General features: G+C 61.0%; 14 protein-coding genes and 2 tRNA genes. 1 reads left to right on the forward strand and 15 read right to left on the reverse strand.

Translation table 11 applies throughout. The annotated features are described in order from the left end of the window. Positions 1–99 precede the first annotated feature (99 nt). From BN1129_RS07560 to BN1129_RS07575, 4 genes are all read right to left on the reverse strand, one after another. Positions 100–834, reverse strand: a complete 735-nt coding sequence (locus BN1129_RS07560) for a hypothetical protein (protein WP_042035631.1) — start codon at positions 832–834, stop codon at positions 100–102. A 477-nt stretch (positions 835–1,311) separates the two neighbouring features. Continuing rightward, positions 1,312–2,376, reverse strand: a complete 1,065-nt coding sequence (locus tag BN1129_RS07565; protein ID WP_042035632.1) for a lipocalin-like domain-containing protein — start codon at positions 2,374–2,376, stop codon at positions 1,312–1,314. After that, positions 2,373–4,814, reverse strand: coding sequence for an ABC transporter permease (locus tag BN1129_RS07570; RefSeq protein ID WP_042035633.1), 2,442 nt, complete (start codon positions 4,812–4,814; stop codon positions 2,373–2,375). The genes BN1129_RS07565 and BN1129_RS07570 overlap by 4 nt, the downstream gene beginning before the upstream one ends. A gap of 27 nt (positions 4,815–4,841) precedes the next feature. After that, positions 4,842–5,522 (reverse strand): ABC transporter ATP-binding protein, encoded by a 681-nt coding sequence (locus tag BN1129_RS07575; RefSeq protein ID WP_042035634.1) that lies wholly within the window; start codon positions 5,520–5,522, stop codon positions 4,842–4,844. Positions 5,523–5,719: 197 nt separating this feature from the next. On the opposite strand from BN1129_RS07575, the gene BN1129_RS07580 reads away from it, so the two are divergent. Then, positions 5,720–6,187, forward strand: coding sequence for a DUF4357 domain-containing protein (locus BN1129_RS07580; protein WP_042035635.1), 468 nt, complete (start codon positions 5,720–5,722; stop codon positions 6,185–6,187). A 111-nt stretch (positions 6,188–6,298) separates the two neighbouring features. On the opposite strand, the gene BN1129_RS07585 is transcribed toward BN1129_RS07580, so the two are convergent. The 11 genes from BN1129_RS07585 to BN1129_RS07635 form a co-directional block, all read right to left on the reverse strand. Then, a complete protein-coding gene (locus BN1129_RS07585) occupies positions 6,299–7,495 on the reverse strand; it encodes a Bcr/CflA family multidrug efflux MFS transporter (protein WP_042035636.1) in 1,197 nt (398 codons plus the stop codon). Between the two features lie 87 nt (positions 7,496–7,582). Continuing rightward, positions 7,583–9,253: a hypothetical protein gene (locus tag BN1129_RS07590; RefSeq protein ID WP_042035637.1), complete on the reverse strand. Its 1,671-nt coding sequence runs from the start codon at positions 9,251–9,253 to the stop codon at positions 7,583–7,585. Between the two features lie 15 nt (positions 9,254–9,268). Beyond that, positions 9,269–10,639, reverse strand: a complete 1,371-nt coding sequence (locus BN1129_RS07595) for a hypothetical protein (RefSeq protein ID WP_244463029.1) — start codon at positions 10,637–10,639, stop codon at positions 9,269–9,271. A gap of 149 nt (positions 10,640–10,788) precedes the next feature. Continuing rightward, a complete protein-coding gene (locus BN1129_RS07600) occupies positions 10,789–11,349 on the reverse strand; it encodes a hypothetical protein (protein WP_042035638.1) in 561 nt (186 codons plus the stop codon). Between the two features lie 130 nt (positions 11,350–11,479). Then, positions 11,480–12,904: an NAD(P)/FAD-dependent oxidoreductase gene (locus BN1129_RS07605; protein ID WP_042035640.1), complete on the reverse strand. Its 1,425-nt coding sequence runs from the start codon at positions 12,902–12,904 to the stop codon at positions 11,480–11,482. Positions 12,905–12,991: 87 nt separating this feature from the next. Beyond that, positions 12,992–13,831 (reverse strand): FTR1 family iron permease, encoded by an 840-nt coding sequence (locus tag BN1129_RS07610; protein ID WP_042035642.1) that lies wholly within the window; start codon positions 13,829–13,831, stop codon positions 12,992–12,994. After that, entirely contained in the window at positions 13,831–16,863 is a 3,033-nt protein-coding gene (locus tag BN1129_RS07615) for a YncE family protein (RefSeq protein WP_042035643.1), read from the reverse strand. Before BN1129_RS07615 ends, BN1129_RS07610 begins: the two co-directional genes overlap by 1 nt. A 4-nt stretch (positions 16,864–16,867) precedes the next feature. Continuing rightward, entirely contained in the window at positions 16,868–17,317 is a 450-nt protein-coding gene (locus BN1129_RS07620; RefSeq protein ID WP_042035644.1) for a hypothetical protein, read from the reverse strand. A 123-nt stretch (positions 17,318–17,440) separates the two neighbouring features. After that, positions 17,441–17,929 carry a YqhA family protein gene (locus tag BN1129_RS07625; protein WP_042035645.1) on the reverse strand — a complete coding sequence of 163 codons (489 nt, stop codon included), beginning with the start codon at positions 17,927–17,929 and terminating at the stop codon, positions 17,441–17,443. Between the two features lie 284 nt (positions 17,930–18,213). After that, positions 18,214–18,289: transfer RNA gene (locus BN1129_RS07630), tRNA-Asn, on the reverse strand. Positions 18,290–18,291: 2 nt separating this feature from the next. Further along, positions 18,292–18,367: transfer RNA gene (locus tag BN1129_RS07635), tRNA-Asn, on the reverse strand. Positions 18,368–18,385: the final 18 nt, after the last annotated feature.

The raw sequence follows: 18,385 nt of genomic DNA on the forward strand, positions 1-18,385 counted from the left end.
CCCAAAGCAGCATCTGGCAAAGGCTGCATGACCTCTACTTTTGAATGCCCCTAAAAATGGGGGGATTACCGTAGGATTACAATGTAATATTTTATAAACTCATTCAGTTGCAGGGGATGTATTTTTAATGCTAGCTTCACTTTTTTGTATAGTTATAGCGGGTGCTAATCGTGCGAATTGTGGATTTATACCTAGGTATGTACTAATCGCCGCCTCTGCTAATCCTATAGCAGAATTTAATAAAATTGCCTTGGTATCTTCATTGATTTCACTTATTGATTCGCTTCTTTCAATAACAATATGTGGCTGAAATGCAGGAATTCCATTGATAAGTAGCTGATATTGATATCCAATGTTAACGTCATGCTGTGTTTTAACCCAACCCTTGTCATCACCAATTTTATAATAAGGGCTTATTTTTACACTAAAGAGTTTAGTCTGCAGCGCGTACTCTGCTCTGAGTTTTTCTTTCGCATCGGAAACTGCTTCTTCGATATCTTCAGATAACCTTAAGGAAAATTTTTCTCTTTGCTTTGTCAATTCGTGAACGTGCTCATATTGGCCTTCTGATTTTCCTAAAAGACGACCTTCTTCGAATGCCTTCGCTATATCAATTTTTACAGCATTGTTTTGGTCAATAGCTATCTGATTTTTCTCGTTAAGAAATTCTCTTTCCCTAATATGAAATTTTTTCTCTATTTCGTGTGATTGTGACTCTGCCGACCTTAACTTCTGAATGATATTGCGATTTAATTTCCGATTTAAAAAAAATAATATTACACCAGTGATCAAAATGGTGGTAATGACAATAGATACATTTTCGATAGCAGTCATAGTCTAAAAGTCCTTTTTTGACGCATTGAAGGTTATTTCAATCCAACAAGTTGATAGTCAGCACTGGTATGCCGAGAAAGTGTCGATTTTTTATTCCATGACTCAAAAAGTAAGATAACTACCGCACGGGGTTACAGCTCCCAGAGTGCTGTTTTTAACCAGATTGCAGAGGGGTGTACCATAACCGCTCCTTGGCTGTCATTGTCGCTGAGAGATCTGGACGAGTAGGGTATCAAACGAAGACCTATTAAGGTGAGTAAAAAGTTATTTATCGATCGAGTTTTGAATGATTTTTTGACGGAGATCAGAATTTGAGCAAGAAGGTAGGGGGAGGAGTAGGTGAGGCTTGTTCGATAAACAAGCAGGATCGCTATCATTGACCGCTGGCGCCAAGTGATATAGATGGGTTGGCGATACCTCTCCTACGCCCTGTTTATGCTGTCTATCAGTTTCGGGTCGTCGAACAAACCGGCTAGCTTAGTAACCGGTCATCTCCAGATACCCCAGCCCTTGGGCATCCCCCTCTACGGTGACAGCCCCCTCCCAGTAGTCAAAACGCCCTGTCATGGCCTGATTGGGTTGGCGAGCACGGATAGTGAGGTTCATATCGGCGGCCTTGAGTTGCCACTCCACGGGGTAGGCTTGCCCCTTGGGGCTGCGCCAGGTCTTGCCCGGCGTCAGCGTGATATCGTCAGGGGAGAGTACCCGGCTACTGCCGTCCCGCTCAATCAGGATGCCGTAGCGGTTTTCTGGCTCAGTGCGCCCCGCCTTGGTGCGCAGGCGAAACAGCATCAGCTCGCGGCCATCTTCAAATTGCAGCGAGAACCAGTCCCAGCCCGACTGCCAGTCGGCCAATACCGAGCTGCTCCACTCGTGATCGAACCAGCCCTGACCGGTGACGGTGCGGGTCTCCCCATCCAGGGTCAAAGTGCCACTTAGCGTCAGGCGCGGGTAGGAGTAGTAAAACGAAGCGTTGCCCGGGCTCTTCTCGCTGTAACCCTGCTTGCCCTGCAGCACCACGGGTTTGGCTGCGCTGACCTGGAGGGTGAGATCCCCCACCTTGCTCTGCACCCTGAGGGTGGCGGGAAAGAGCGATTCCCCCCGGGAGGTGAGTACCCACTCCTTGATCCAGTATTCACCGCCGCTGGCGCCGGCGAGCCCCGGGCCCTGGCGGCTGGTGCGCTCATCCTGTTGGTGGCTGCCTTTGCCGAGGTCTGTGATGGCAAACTGGGCCAGCCAGAGCTGGGGAGTGAGCCAGGGGTTGTCCGATTTGATCTCCTGCTCGATACCCTGGCGAAACAGGGTCCACTGCAGCCCATATTCGCGCCCCTGCTCGTCTTTGAGGTTGCCGGTGAGATACCACCACTCGGATCGGTAGTCGGGATGGGCGCCGTGGTCGGCGGGCAACTGGATAGGCTGGCCCGGCAGGGCCTTTTTGAAGTTATCGTTGCCGCCGCCGAGCAGGGTGCCCAGATCGCTGGCCGTGGCGACCGTGCCATACAGGGCACAGGCGAGCAGCAGCCCAATCTTGATGTTGTTCATACCACTTTCCTCGCCGCAAACCAGGAGGCCAATGCACCACACACAGGCGCCAGCAACAGGGCCGTGATGGCATGCAGGGGGGCGGCCTCGAAGGCGAGGCGCCAGCCAAAGGCGCGGGGGTTGACCACCTCGATCAGCACCCAGGCGAGGCCATAGCCCACCGGCAGCGCCAGCAGCGCCGTGAGCAGTCCCAATCCTGCCCCCTGCCACACCAGCAGGCGGCGACAGTGGCGGGGGCTCAAGCCCAGACTCTGCAAGGTCTGCAATTCACTGCGCCGGGCCAGCCCCAGCACCATGAAGGCCGAGCCGATACCGACGAAGGCGATGCCCAAAATCAGCAATTTAAGCAGCTCGGTCACCACAAAGGTCTGGTCGAACACCTTGAGGGCGGCGGTGTGGATGGATGGGGCTGAGAGCAGATTGAGTTGTTCGCCAAAACGGGCACGCAGTCGGTCGGCCAGCTGCTCAGGGTTGGCACTGAACAGGGCGAGGGATTGCACCGCACCCTCTTCGAAGGCGTGCAGGAGTTGCCCCTTGTCACTGCCGTAATCCTGATAGACGCCGGTGACGGTAAGCTGCCTTGGCCCCTGTTCGGCGGTGATGCTGAGCGTCTGGCCCACCTTGACCCCGAGGCGCACCGTCAGGGGCTCGCTTGCCAGCACCTCGTCGGGGTTGGTTGGCCAGCGCCCGGCCAACAGGGGATAGGCGGCTTTAAGCTGTGGGATAAAGTCCATCTGCGCCCACTCGATGGGCTGCCCCTGCCAGCGGGCGGGATGCACCGAGCGGCGCGATGCTTGCGCCACGTCCGGTTCGGCCAGAATAGCGGTCAGGGTCGCCTCGCTCAGGACGCCCTTGTTGCCTGCCACCCCCTTGGGAGCCGTGACATAGAGATCGGCGGCCAGACGCTGGCCCAGCCAGATCTCCACGCTCGAGCGAAAGCTCGACACCATGACCCCTATGCCGATGGCCGCGGCGATGGCCAGTTGCAGCGCCATCACGGCGATGGCGGTGCGATCCAGATGGTATTGGGTCTCGGCCACCCCGAGTCGGGCGGTCAAGAGGTAGTGGCGATCCGGCGCCCCCATGGCGCAGCGCAGCCGTCCCAGCAGCCAGCGCAAGGCGTCGGGCAGCCAGAGCGCCATGGCCAGCAGCCAGCCTCCGGCCACGAAGAGGGCCCCCGGCAGGCCGGTTTGTGGCAGCCAGAGGCACAGTGCGCAGAGCAGCAGTATGGCGATGGCAAGCCCCCGCCGACGCCAGATATGTCGCGGCGGGCGGCTGTTGCCTTCGCGCAGTGCAAGGGGCGATTGGCGTAGCAGCTGCCACCAGCCGGGCAGGTTGGCGGCAAGGGTCCCCAGCAGGCCTATCACCAGCGCCTTGAGCAGGCCCAGAGGGGAGAGACGCAGCAGATCGATGGGATTGGGGCCATAAAGGTCGGCCAGCGCCTGGGTCAGTTGCCCCATCAGCGTCAGGGCTAACAGGCTACCAAGCACCAACCCGAGCAAGGTGCCCAGGGTGGCGAGGATCAGCAGCTCCAGCACCAGCCAGCGCAGCAGCCTGCTCGGCGGCAGCCCCAGAATGATGAGCTGGGCCAGCTGGGGGCGGCGCACGCTCTGCACGAAACGCTGGGCGTTGAACACCAGAAACAGTCCCACCGCCATGGCGAGCAGGGAGAGGGCGGTGAGGTTGAGCGCCAGGGCATCGCCGAGCTGGCTGGCATCGAGTGCCGGGCTGATAGGCTCGAGCCAGAGCGGTTGATGGGGGAGGTTAGCTTGCAGCAGGGCTTGCAGGGCGCGGGCCTCGGCGTCACTTAGCTTGAAGATGATGCGATCGAGCCGACCTTCTTTGCCAAGCAGAGGCTGGGCGAGGCCAATGTCGGTCACCAGCAGCCGCTCCATGGGCACGGCGCCGGGTTCGAAGGTGCCCGCCAGGGTCAGGGTTAGCGGGCGATCACCTTCGCCACCGCCGCCCAGCACAAAGGTACGGGACTGGCCCGGCTGCCAGTCGAGCCGTTTGGCCTCCGGCGTCGCCAGCCAGACACTGTCGGCGTGGCTTAAGGAGAAGGTGGGCTCGCTGGATGGGCCCTCACCAAACAGCTGGCGCAGGGGGCCGGGGTTGAAGAGATCCATCCCCAGCAGCTGAAAACTGCGTCCCTGCTCGTCTTTGAGCCAGGCATGCAGCTGCGGCATGGCATTGAGGCTCGGCTGGCTGCGCACCAGTTGTACGTAACCTTGCTCATCCAGGCCACCGCTCGGGGCCAGCCGGTAGTTGGCATCCCCCGCCAGCTGGGTGCGGGCGGCGACGAAGTTGGTGCTGGCACTGTGGTTAAGCAGCTCGATGGCCACCACCAGTGAGACCCCCAGCATGAGCCCGGTCAGGCTCATCAACAGCAGCCAGGGATGCGTGCGATAAAGGCGCAGCAGCGCCTTCAGTGGCAGCATGAGACAGCCTCGCGATCGCCGCTGGCGTCACGCATGGCGCGCCCTCTTGAGCTCAATCAGCTGGCCCCCTTCGAGGCGCAGCACTCTATCCGCCAGCGCGCCATAGGCGGGGTTGTGGCTCACCAGCAAGAGACCCGCACCGGTTTCTCGCACCGCCTCCATCATCAACGCCATCACCTGCTCGGCGTTGTGCTCATCGAGGCTCCCTGTGGGCTCGTCGGCCAGGAGCCACTGGGGCTGGTGAATGAGGGCGCGGGCCAGGGCGACCCGCTGGCGCTGGCCGCCGGAGAGTTGCTCCGGCCAGGCGTGGCGCTTGTGGGCCATATCGAGCTGTTGCAGCAAGCGGTCAATCTTTGTCTCATCCTGTGGCAGGCCGTTGATGGCGAGCGGCAGACAGAGGTTCTCCTCCACGTTCAGGGTCGGCAGCAGGTTGAAATCCTGATAGACGATGCCAAAATGCCGACCGCGCTGGCGGGCCTTATCATCCGGGGACTGGTTGTCGAGCCGGGTCTCCCCCAGCCAGATCTCCCCCTCATCCGGGGGGATGAGTCCGGCGATCAGGTTGAGCAGGGTGGACTTGCCACAGCCACTCTGCCCCAGCAGCAGGGTGATTTCGCCTGCGGCCAGGGTGAGATCCAGATGATGGAACAGCGGCAGGCGTTCGCTGCCGTTATCGAAGCTCTTGCAGAGGTTGCGCAGGGTCAGCATGGGATAACCGCTTGATGGTCAATGGCTTTCATCATGCTATCTAGGCTATCACGCTTGGGAATGATCAACACGCCTCGCAACGGTTCAAGAGAGCCAGTTAGTGATCAAGCCTGCAAAAGAGGTGAGGATCCTCGCTGGATCCCGCTTGCCAGAGGTGGTTAGAATAGGAGCTTCCATGGGTCACAGGATGAGCAAGGATGTTACACAAGCAAGTCAGTTTTATCATCGATAGCAAGGGCAACAAGCAGGCTGCCGTCGTCCCCATCGAGATTTATAACGAGCTGATGACCCTGCAAAAGGCGCTCTCCGACAACACGCCGGGGGAGCGCGAGCTGTACCACTTCAACGGCAAGGGGGCCGAGGCTCACGGTTATCCGGTGGGCAAGCGGCAACATCCCGGCTTCATGGTGCTGGCGGGCTCCACCGCCAATGGCGAGGATGCCGCCTCCCTGCGTGACGCCGTGATCGAACTGCGTCAGGAGCTGCTGGGCAAGGGGATCCTTACCTTGCGCAGCGAAGGGGGCCTGGTGTTCACCGCCGATCAGCTGTTCAACAGCCCGAGTCTGGCCGCCAGTCTGGTGGCGGGCAACAACCGCAGCGGTCTGGATGCCTGGCAAAACAGCGCGGGTTACACGCTCAAGCAGTCGGGCTTTGGCAAGAAGTAATTTCCCGGCCAGCCAGCTGCGTCTCCCTGCTGCGGGTGGGGACAGCACAACGGACATGAAAACGCCGCCCTCTTTGGCGCTCAAAGAGGGCGGCGTTGTGTTGTCAGGCGTTTATTTCTTGTCGGCCAGCAGCCAGTAGCTGATGGCCGAACCAAACCCGCAGCTGGCGATGGCGATGGCCATGGGCAGCGGCGATTCGGGCGGATTGAGGTTGACCAGAATACCCACCAGGGCACCTATACCAAAGCGCAATGTGCCAGCCAGTGCCGAGGCAGTGCCCGCCGATTGGGGGAAGTGGCCCATCAGGCCCGTCATGGCGTTGGCCCCCACCAGACTGATGTGACCGACAAACAGCACCACAGGGATGACGATGCCCCACAGGCCCCCGGTCTGGCTCCAGGCGTTGTAGATAAGCAGGGCACCGGCAACGGGCAGTACCAGCAGGCCGTATTGCAGCATGCGCTCGGCGCCGACTCCTTTCACCAGTCGGCTGTTGACGAAGGTGACCACCATCATCAGCAGTATGTTGAGGCCAAACAGCCAGCCGTAGTGCTCGGTCGGCACCTGGAAATACTCGATGTAGACGTAGGGTGAGGCGCTGATAAAGGCAAACATGCCGGCGCTCGACAGGGCGCCGCACAGCACATAGCCCATGGCACCGCGATGGGAGATCACACCCCAGTAGTTGCGCAGCACCTGCCCCAGCCTGAGCGGTTGCCTGTGTTCGGGCTTCAGGGTCTCCTGAATTTTCCACTGCATCACCGCGCAGATGAGCAGGCTGATGCCCATCAGCAGCCAGAAGATCACCCGCCAGTCGCTATGGGCGCTGATGTAACCACCTACCACGGGGGCTATCAGGGGGGCCAGCGTCATCGTCAGGATGACGAACGACATGGCGCGGGAGAACGCCTCCTTCTCGAACAGGTCGCGCAGCAGGGCATTGACCACCACAGAGCCCGCCGCTCCGCCCGCCGCTTGCAACATGCGCCAGGCCAGCAATTCGGGCAGGGAGTCCGCCATGGCGCAACCCACAGAGGCGATGGCAAACATCACCAGACCCACCAGGATCACCGGTTTGCGGCCATAGCTGTCGGCGAGCGGCCCGTAGAACAGCTGGCCAATGGCGAAGCCACCGAGGAAGGCACTGATGGTGAGCTGGGCGCCGTCGATGCTGGTGGCGAGATCCTTGGCGATGGCCGGAATAGCGGGCAGATACATGTCCACTGCCAGCGGCGTCAGACCCGCCAGCGCACCGAGCAGGATAAACAGAAAACGGGGAGAGAGGGGCGTTGTATTGCTCTGGGGCATAGGCTGTCCGGTGGTGAAACGTGGCTGCAATGGGCAAAGTGCGAGTTTATCAGGTTTGGTCGCGCCCGGCATGGCGTTCCTGCTCTCTCAAAAGGGGGAGGGCGGTGCCCTGTTCCCCACGCTGTTAGCGCGAACTTCCTTTGTCAGCACGAGTAGCCAGAGCAGCCATGCCAGCAGCGAGATGCCGTAACCGAGTCGCTCCGGCCAGCGTGCGCTCAGGGTAAAGGTGAGCTGATGCTGCCCAGCAGGCACCCAGACCTGCACCAGCCCGTTGTGGGTACTGCTCACACTCAGCGGCAGGCGCTGGTTGAGCATCGCCTGCCAGCCGGGATAGTCAAACTGGTGCAAGATCAGCTTGGCGGGGACGGGGGCATCCACGGTGAGTTCGATATGGCGTGGCCGCCAGCTCAGGATCTGCCACGAGACCCCCTTCTGCTCGGTGGTGATGGGGGGTTGAAACTCCTCTCTCCAGGCCAGCAGGGTGGGGGCAAACATGCCGCGCGGCACCTGCTGTGGCCGGTATTCGCGCGCACTGCGTTTGCTGTCGAACTCGGCATCGAGCAGGCTCTTTGACGGTGCCTGGGTGAGGGGCGACTCGCGCACATAGATCCCCTGTGACAACAGGGTGAGGGCAAGCAGGGCCCACCAGAGCCATTGCAACGGGCGATAAGCGGGGGCGCCCAGCGCCACCACGGCCACGGTGGCGATGGCCAGCAGCAGATTGAACCGCCAGGGAAACTGGACCAGCTGCAGCGGTACGAGCAGATGCCACAGGGGTTCGCTCAGGGGGAGCATCATCAGGAAACAAAGGGTGCCGAACACGCCCCAGATCAGCAGCTCGGGGTGGCGTGGTTCACGGGCGGCAGCCCAGGCAACCAGCAGCAGGGCCAGGGTAAGGCAGGTCTGCCAGGCCAGATGGCCGCGAAAGCGCCAGTCCTCCTGACTCTCGGGCAAACGGTCGAGAAAGTTGCGCTGAAATTCGAACATGCCGGTGCGCATCTGCTCCATGGAGATCCCCCCCTGATCCAGCAGTGCAGGCAGCAGCAGCAGGCTGGCCATCGCCAGCCCCCAGAGCTGGCCGAGCAGGGTGCCAGCCAGCGGGGCGCGCATTTTGCCGCGCCAGGCCAGCAGCAGACTGCGCACGGTGAGCAACCCCAAAATGAGCAGCAGGCTCGGCAGGTGGGAGAGGGCCTGCATGGCGACTGCCAGCGCGAGCAGCAGCAGGGCAAAGGGGGCGCGTCGGCAGAGGCGATCCTGCGCCAGCAGGGCCAGCGGTGCCCAGACGAAGGCCCAGCTTTCGGCCAGGGCAAAACGGGCATAGATATCGATCGCCAGATGATAGGGCAGTGCCATATAGAGCAGACTGGCCGCCAGTGCCCTTGGCATGCTGGCAAAGGGGCGCAGCCAGAGATAGGCAAACAGGCCGGATAGCCAGAGTGCCACGCTGCTGCTCCAGAGCAGGGGTGTCATTGCCTCGTGGGCCAGTGGCGTCGGACCGGCGAAGAGGGCGCTCACATAGTAGGGAAGAGGGGGATAGAAGAAAAAGACCGGGCTGCCAAAGGCGCCATTCATCTCCATCAGCCAGCGCGGATAGAGTTCCCCTTGCCACAGCTGCACCGCGAAGAAGTGGCCAGAAAGCAGGTGATGGAACAGGTCATGGCCCTGGCTACCCCCACGCAGCCAGAAGGGCAGCAACAAGAGGGCGCAGGTCCCGGTCAGCCAGAACACAACCCACCACCACTCTCTGGTTATACGCATAATGAGACTCGTTTGTTATGGATGCGCAGTGAGTGTAACCGAGTTGTTCCCCTGTCTTTGAATTGTTTGGGTGAGTTTTGCACCATTTCTATGTTGTTTGTTATTTGCGCCATTGCCTGTCACAGGCGAAGGGATGGCGAGCCAGAGGCCGGGCTCGGCGGCAAAGCGCGGGGCAAACCAGTGCTGATCCACCGCAGTGGGCAGCTCGCTCGCGGCTATGGGGCGGCGACTGAGGCGACAGGCCCCTTGCTTGAGTGCGAGACGCGCATCCCCCTGGTACCAGCCGTCCGTCACCGGCAGTGCAGTGGTCTCCCGCAGCAGCCTCACCCCCCATTGGGTCACCAGCGCCGGGCACGCTTTTTCTGCCAGCATGGCCGCCTGCACCATGGTGGGCGGACGGGGCAGGGTGAAGGTCGCGGTGAGCAGCAGCAATCCGGCCACCGTTGCCAGCCCCTCGGTGCGGCGCGGCAGCCAGCCTGCCAGCAGAACTATGCCGAGCAGGGTGATGGGCGCCAGATGGCGGGGATTATCGGGATTCTGGCCAAACAGGGTCCAGAGCAGCAGGGCGAGCCAGTAGAGCGTCCAAAGCGGCGAGAGGGCGGCAGCGTGGTCTTTTGATCTTGGCCAGAGCGGCAGCACCAGCAAGGCTCCGACAGCCAGGGGCCAGAGCGGGGTCAGCTGCTCGTTGAAGGTGCGCGCCCAGCTTAGCAGCCGGTCGCCGTGGGCCGCCGCCGTGTTACCCCACAGGGTAAAGTGGCCATCGGTAAAGCGTCGCCCCTCGCTGAAATAGGCCCAGCCATCGGCCTGCCAGACAAAGAGCAGGCTGATAAGCCCCACCAGCGCGATGGGGAGGACGAACCTGAACCGTGTCCCCTGCTGCGCCATCCCTAGCCAAAGGGGCAGCAGCGCCAGCACAAAATAGGAGGGGCGCAGGGCCAGCAACAGACCGAGCCACAGACCCGCCAGCGCAATTCTGCGCTGCTGCAAGGCCAGCAATGCCCCGAGCCAGGCGGCGAGCGCGGGCCCATCCGAGAGGCCGGATAGCGCCAGCGTCGGGGTGAGCGGCAGGGCCAGCACCAGTAGCCAGACGGGGGTGAGCAGGCTTGGCCGTTGCCACAATCTCACCGCCAGCAAGGCGGCGAGCGGCGCCAGCAGTGCTGTGCCCAGCAGGCTTGCCCACTGCACCGCGCGGGCCGGATCGTCCACCGCCAGATTGATCAGTCGCGCCAGCCAGATAAAGGCGGGGTAGCCCGGAAAGTGGGGGGAGAACTCCAGCACGCTAAAGCGCGTCACCCCGTGGGCGAAATTGAGGGCATCGTCGGAATCGAGCGCCACCGGGAAGGCCAGTAGCCAGCCGAGCCAAGCCAGTTGCAATAGGATCAGCAAGTAGGGCCGATTAGCGAAGCGTAATCGGCTGTAGCGCCGACTTCCCTCACCCTGTCCCCGCCCAAAGAGAGCCGAGCGTAGGGTGGGTCGAGCGAAGCGAAACCCACCGTTTGTCAACGCGAGATGGCGCAATGATTGGCAGACAGCAATCAGAGCGGTGCCAGCACGGCCATCAGCGCTTTTTGTGCTTCGGCAAAGGCGGCGGCATCGGCGGGCTTGGCGCCCACCCCGAATACCCCCGGGTTACCGATGGCATCCAGCACCTTGGCCAGCGCCTGTTCGGCCGCCTTGCGATCCCCTTCACTGAGGGAGGGGAGGATCACATCGAGGAAGCGCTTGCTCTTGACCACCAGCACCTTGGCGCTCTGGTAGTCGCCAAGATTCTGGCTGGCCCCTTCGAGGCGGCGTTCGATCTCGGCCTTGTAGGCGCGGTTGAGCAGGGCGGCGGTGGCGGCAGCATCTTCCCCCTTGATGGCGGCGGCCAGCGGCGCTTGCAGTTCCACCTTGTGATGCTCTTCCAGATAAGTCAGCTCGTCGGCAATCTCGCTCAAGGTGGCGCTGGCATCCTTGCCGTCAGTGGCGGCGCCAAGCAGCGCCTCGCGCGCATCGATCAGCGGCTCCTTGCCGGCGGCGGCGTAGGAGTAAGCCTGCGCCTGGCCACTGAGCGTCAACAGCAGGGTGAGGGCGAGTAAACCCGGGCGTATGGTCATCCTGTTCTCCTTACTTATGCCAAGAGCGCGGCCCTCAGGCCACGCGCTGGGTCTCAATCACGGTATTTTCGTGGCGGTGGTTGAAGGTGTTGCGGCGTCTGTCTACCTACCTGTTGGACACCGACAATCCTCAAGCCACGCTCTGGGTTTCGATCACGGTATTTTCATTGCGATGGTTAAAGATGGCATGACGTCTATCCACCCCGTCGATCACCATGTCGGCCGCCATCATCCCCATCTCCATGGCGGTGTCGGTGAAGATGTAGCGGAATGTCCCCTGACGGCCGGTCATGATGAGGTTGCCTATCGGCATCAGCGCCTTGATGGCTTCGTTGCGGCGGGCCTGATAGCCAAGATCCATCAGCGGATAGGCGTACTCGCTGCGCGCTTCGAAGGTCTCATCGCCAAGCTTGGCGGTATCGACACCGAGGCTGGCGAGATCAGCTGTGACCCGACCACGCAGATCGGCGAGCGGTGCCTGCCAGGTGGCATCTCCCGGGTTGCATGGGATCTCCAGCATCACCGAGGTCTGGCCCTGGGGCGCCATAAAGGGGCTGCGGCGGCGCGGCTCCTGCAAGCGGGTGGCCAGAATATGGGGGTCGGAGAGGTACTGCCAGGTGTTGTCCGACAGGTTCTCCTGTTTGAGCGGCATATTGACGAAGCGCAGCGATCGGTAGTGCAGATCGCACGGCAAGCCCAGATGCTGGCAGGTGAGTGGCAGCGGCAGGGTGGAGATCACCTGATCGAAGACGGCGCTCTGTTCAACATTATCTTGCGACCAATACACCCGTTCGATGCGGCCATCAGCCTGCTCAAGGCGGGTGATGGTGGCGCCGGTTTTGAGCAGGGCCCCCTCTGCCACCAGCCGCTCGCCCAAGGTGGTGAAGATCTGGCCAAAGCCATACTTTGGATAACGGTACTTGCGGGCATAGGTGCGCACCGAGAGGTTGCCATTGCGCCTTGGCAGCAGGCGGCGAGCCACGTCTTTCAGATCGATCAGGCTGATGCGCTGGCCGGCCCAGTCGGCGGAGAGCTGGTCCGGGTTGATGCCCCACAGCTTGCCGGTGTAGCCCTCGAAGAACTGGCGATAGAGGGTGCGGCCGAAGTGACTCTGGATCCACTCGGCAAAGCTCGCCTTGGCGAAATCGTCCGGTTTCTTGGCAAAGGGCAACAGCAGCAAGTCTTTCACCGCACCGGCCATCAGGGCGAGCGGCGCCGTTTTGAGCAGGTTGGGCAGGTTCAAGGGGTAGTCATAGGTGCGCCCGCCAAAGCGTATCACGCTCTTGCGATCGGCGTGGAGCAGATCGTCACCCATCAGCTCGTCGATAAAGGCGAGCAGCTCGGGGTTCTTGGTGATAAAGCGGTGACCGCCGTAGTCGAAGCGATAGTCGCCATCGCGCCCCTTGAAGGTCTGGGTGGCGCACATGCCGCCGACCACCGGCTCCTGCTCGAACAGGGTGACTGAAAAACCGGCGCGGCGCAGGCGCCAGGCGGCCATCAAACCGGCGGGGCCAGCACCCAGCACCGCAATGTTCTTCTTGTTGTTATCGCTCATGACCTATTTCCGAAACTGCTTGATAGATAAGGGAACCGCGCCAAGGCGCGGCCCCGAAGGGTGTTGGTACCGTTTAGTGATACGGGCTCAGCCTTTGGCGGGCACGGCACTTCCCTGCGGGCGGTAGCTGCGCTGCCAGAGGGTAATGAAGATCGCCAGATAGAGGGCCCAGGTCAGCAGCTGCAAGCCAGCGGGTGAGGCATTGTAGCCAAACAGGGCGCGCAGGAAGGTACCAAATACCCCCTGATCGTCGAGAATGTGGCTGATGTCGAACACCGGCGTGGTCCAGAAGGTGATGATGTCCGCCGCTTGCAACATGCTGATGGCTGACGACAACAGGCCTGCGGCGATGATGATGATCAGCAGCCCGGTCCAGCGGAAGAAGGGGGCCAGCGCCACCTTGCGGGTGGAGCGCAGCAGCCCCCACACCAGCGCGATGGAGACCAGCAGCCCCGCCAGCGCGCCTATCAGGCCGGATTGCAGATCCACCCCTTGGCCCGAATAGAGCAGGGCTGAGAAGAAGAGCACGGTTTCAAACCCTTCGCGCATCACAGCAAGGAAGGCGAGCAGCACCAGACCAAACAGGTTGCCGCCATCGATGGCCGCATCGATGCGCGCCGTCATGGCCCCCACCTGGGATTTGGCCTGCTTTTGCATCCAGACTGCCATATAGGTGAGCACCAGAGTGGCGAAGATCAGGATCCCCGCCATCAAGAGGTGGTTGTAGCGCTCGCTCTCGAACTGGCTCACCACCACCTGGAACAGGAAGGCGACCACAAGGGAGGCGACAAGGCCGAGCCCCACCCCCAGATAGATGAACTTGTTGTAGCGACTCGCCCCCAGCTTGGCGAGGTAGGAGAGGCAGATACCGACCAGCAGGAAGGCTTCCAGCCCCTCGCGCAGGGTAATGAGAAAACTTGCAAACATCAGGATTGAGGCTCCGTAGCGGACGTGACGGGAAGAGGCGGCAAGGTGAGTTGCAGCCGATTGAGTTGAAGCCGAGCGAGCAGCACTATGGGTGGCTCCGGCAAGCTGGGCTCGGCGGCGCGCACCGCATCATTGACCCACTTGGGGTAAGTGCGGAAATTGAGTGTGATATCGGCCTTGAAGGGCCCTTGGGCATCTGCGGGTAGCGGCCAGGCTTCATCGCGCCAGCCATCGGCCGGAATGCGGGTATCTTCCAGCAGTTTGGCGTAGCGCCAGAACTTGAGCCCCACCGGTTTACCCTCGCCATCGCCGAACACTTTTCTAAATAGCCGCGCATCTTCAGGGACGGCACCATCCACCGGCTGGCCGCTGGCAAGCACCAGCTTGCCGGTGGCGTCAGTGACGGTCAGCGCCAGCCAGAGTTCACGAAAATCGGCCACACCAGTGGGCAGGGCATGGCCTGCGCCGGTATTGGCGACCCGCACCACCAGTTGCTGACTATCTGCAGCCTGTTCGATCCGAGCCGAGAGGGTAGCGCTGGAGCGCAGCAGGGCCAGACTCTCCTGTTCAAGCGTTGCACTCCTCAACCCCACCAGCTGGTGCTGGGCGCCGGTAAAGTTGTGGCGATAGAGCCGCGCTTTCATGGTGCCGTTTTCGGTGGACTGGCCCGCCACCGGTGCGCCGCCATTGCCCGGCTCCGGGTTCATATGGCAGTCGATACAGGTGCGCCGCTTGGCGGGATCCTCGGCCTTGGCGAAGCTGGAGTTCTCCCACTCGTCCCAGGTGTTGACGATATTGGCGCCAGTGCCCGGGGCAAACTCGTTGTGGCACGATTTGCACAGGGCTGCGTCGCGGTAGAAATCCTTCTGGTATGAGGCTTTGTGGGCCGCTGGACGGGCGTTGATCTGCCGCGACCCTAGCCAGTGCTTAAGGCTGCCACCCGGGGCATCCTCGAACACATAGCTCTCGCGGTCTTTCAAATTCACGGTAAAGGCGCTGTTGCCGCCCGCGTCTTCCACTTTGGTGATGCGATGGCAGAGCACGCAGCCGGTCCCTTCCTCAACCACAGGTTCCCCAGCCTTGTGGGCGGCAATCAGCGAGGCGCCCCCCTGCTCGAACAGGTGGGAGCCCTTGGGCAGATCCATCTGGCCGGTCATCACCTGCTGGGGCATATGGCAGCCCTGACACCACTGGCCGAACGCTTCCCCTTCGGTTTCGCGGGCCAGCGCCTGCACCACTTTGTAGTAGGGGTGGGAGTTACCCATCAGTCGGTGGTTGCTCTCGCTCCAGTCCTTGAAGGCCTGTTGGTGGCAGCTCTGGCAGGAGGCGGAGTTGAGCCACTCCTTGGGGTGGGTGGTCGGTGCCTTGGCAGGATCCGTGCGCGGGGCATCGAGCCGCAGCCAGTTGGCGAGATAGGGGAGGTTGCCATCGGCGGTGACGAAGGCGTGCAGATCCTCCATCATCGCTTTCACCTCGGGCTGAGGCTTGGTGGGGTCAACCGCCTCGGCCCCATCGCGGGTGTCATGGCCCATGCCGCCCTGGGTCTGCTGGGTCATGCGCAGGTATTCGCCGACAAAATCCCCCGCCACCATATTGGTGAGGTTGGCGTGGCCGTTGATGGCGTTGTCGTCGCTCTTCTGGCGATGGGCCGCCATCAGATAGCGGTTGGTGAAGTTGAATCCGTCCAGATGGCAGGCGTTGCAGCTCATCCAGTTATCCCCGGCCATGGGGAAGCGTGAGTTGGACTCTGTGTTACCAAGGTTGAACAGCCGCTCGCCGCGCTGGAGCGGTTCGGGGCGGGGATCTGTCTCTACCAGTTTGGCGAAGTGGGGCACATCGACGGTGACCCGGGCAAACGGGCCGCGGCCGCCGCTATGGAGGCGGGTAAGATCCTGCCCCATGGCGTTGTGCACCAGAATGTGGTCGCCGTCGATCAGCAAGTCCCGCGGATTTTGGCCCGGCAGGTGACGCAAGAGCTGGGTCGCCTTGGCGCCCCCCTGAAACTTCTTGCGGCGGTGGCGGTTGTTGTTGGATTTGCCGCTGCGGGAGAGGTCGAACACCAGCAGATCTTCCGAGCCCGCCAGGGTCAGATAGACCCGCTTGCCGTCTTCGGCGAAGCGCGCGGCGAACGGGTTGGAGACGATCTGGCTGCGGTTGCCGACGCTGGGCAGATTTATCTGCAAAAAGAGCTGCTTTCTTTCATCTACCCGCTCTTTCTCCTCATCCAGATCGATGATGGAAACCGCCGGAAAGACGGTGCTTTGAAACTGGAAGGGGTGGCTGAAGCTCCACAGCACGTGAGGCAGCCAGGCTTCGCAGCCATCGGGGGAGAGGGCGATGCCATCGAGCAGGCGAGGCAAGCCTTGGGAGTCGCTCGTTTTTCCACTAGGAGGCACGCTGTGGGTCTCGGCTAGCGTGATCAGGCGCGGCTTGGGCAGGGTAGTTTCGGGCAGGGAGGAGCCCTTTGCGTTGTGGCCAAGCTTGGCAAGATCATAGATGGCGAGCTGGCCTGTCATGGCGTGGGTCAGCAGCAGGCGATCGTCGTCGGTCAATGCCAGTCCGCGCGGGGTGTCGGCGGTCTTGGCATCCAGCTGGAGGTTACCCGTGGTGTCGAAGGCTTGCAGACGAGCTGATTCGAACAGCGTGACCCAGAACCACTGCCGCTTGGGATCGAAGATGACCCCATAGGGGCGATGGCCGGTGGGGATCGCCTTTTCCAGCTTGAGATCATCATCCAGCAGCAGTAATCGATCGCCGCTGTAGTCGGTGACCAGCAGGGTGCCGTCATCGGCGCGGGCAATCTGGCGCAGATCGCCTCCCAGTTGCACCTCGTTTAGCCGCTTGCCGCTATCGCGTTCAAGCAGGGTGACGGAGCCTGCGTTCAGATTGGCGGTGACGAGGCGCGGCCTTTGCCCCTCCTCATAGGCGAGCATTCCAGCGCCCATCTGCTGGGCAAACGCAAAGGGGGTTGCCAGCAGCAGGACGAGGGCCAGCAGGGGTGACAAACATGCACAAAGAGATGACTTCAACATGGGATCAGGAGCGCCATTGCAAGATGGTCCAGCGCCAGGCGTGGCGCAGCACCAGAGGAGTTAACGCCAAGGCGCTCAGCCAGTGGGCCCAGCTGGCGAGGCTGCCCATGCTGTCCCCCGGGGTGCCGTGCAGGATCAGCAGCAGGCCGCTGGCCAGACAGACCAGCAGCAGCCCTTCGATGATGCGACCTGTGATCCGCAAGAAGGGCTTGTTGCTGCGGTTCAGCAATGCGCGATGGGAGAGCCAGAAGGCGCCAAACAGCAGGGGGAACAGGGTGAGCGAGAGCATCACATGGAAAAACAGAGCCCAGCGCGCCAGCGACCAGAGCGGAGTCAGCGGCTCCCACAACAGCAGGCCGGAGAAGAACATCAGATAGAGGGTGCCCTCGGCGGCCTGGTGGTGATAGGCCAGCCACTGCCAGAACTGTCGGGGTGAGAGGGAAAGGCTTGTCATTGAGGGCTCCAACGCCCGGGCGGTGCAGCCCGGGGGGAGCAAGTTTACAATGCAGTAAAGGTAATGAAAAGAGTTATCAATTCGGCTCTTAATGAATCAATCCTGAATGAAAACAGGAACTGGCTACTCGCGCTCTACTACCAACTTTTCTGTGATTGCATAGATAAGTGCCGCCAGTGAGAAGGCCAAAAAGACGATGACTGACCACTTAATCTCGACTTCATTGCCGGAGCTATTGCCCAGAAAGGCTTTGAGTACCTCGATCCCGGAGATGGTCACCAGGGAGTTGATGACGATGAGTTTCAGGGAGACGAAGTTGATCTTGTTGAACCAGTTGTCGGTCATCGCAGCGCGCTGCTCCGGGGTCTGAATAAACTGCAGATAGCCGCAGATAGCCACCAGGATCAACATCTGCGCCACCAATACGAAGTCCACCAGAGTCAGCACCCCTGTGATGAGGTCAAGATAGTGGATGTCGATGATGTTGCGGCACAGCGTATAGAGCTGCATGGCAAACTTCACCATCAACAGCGCTACGCAGACCAGAATGCACACATAAAAAGGGAACATCATCAACCGGCTGCCATTGAGCATCAAATTGAATCGGCGCATGAGAACTCCTGAGTAGAGGAAAATTGTGCTTATTATGGGGCGAAACGGCTGGCAAATGTTGGTTTTTGACTGGCTGCATCGCAAGGGCATCACCATCAAACTGGGCCCGGCTTGTCGGTTGTTATTCGATGTTGATGGGGCCTTTGGGCCTACATCGCTATCGGCCACACATCAGGAGTGTGAGAGGCAGGCGACCGGCAACCTAATGTGTCCGCCACACAGAGGAAAGTGGGGCACCAGTGACAAACATGAAAAGCCCAACCATAGGGGTGGGCTTTGGAATTTGGCTCCCTCGACAGGACTTGAACCTGTGACATACGGATTAACAGTCCGCCGTTCTACCGACTGAACTACGAGGGAATTGGCTCCTCCTACTGGACTTGAACCAGTGACATACGGATTAACAGTCCGCCGTTCTACCGACTGAACTAAGGAGGAATTGCCTGTCTCGTTGAG

The organism is Aeromonas popoffii, from assembly GCF_000820025.1.
Classification (GTDB): Bacteria; Pseudomonadota; Gammaproteobacteria; order Enterobacterales; family Aeromonadaceae; genus Aeromonas; species Aeromonas popoffii.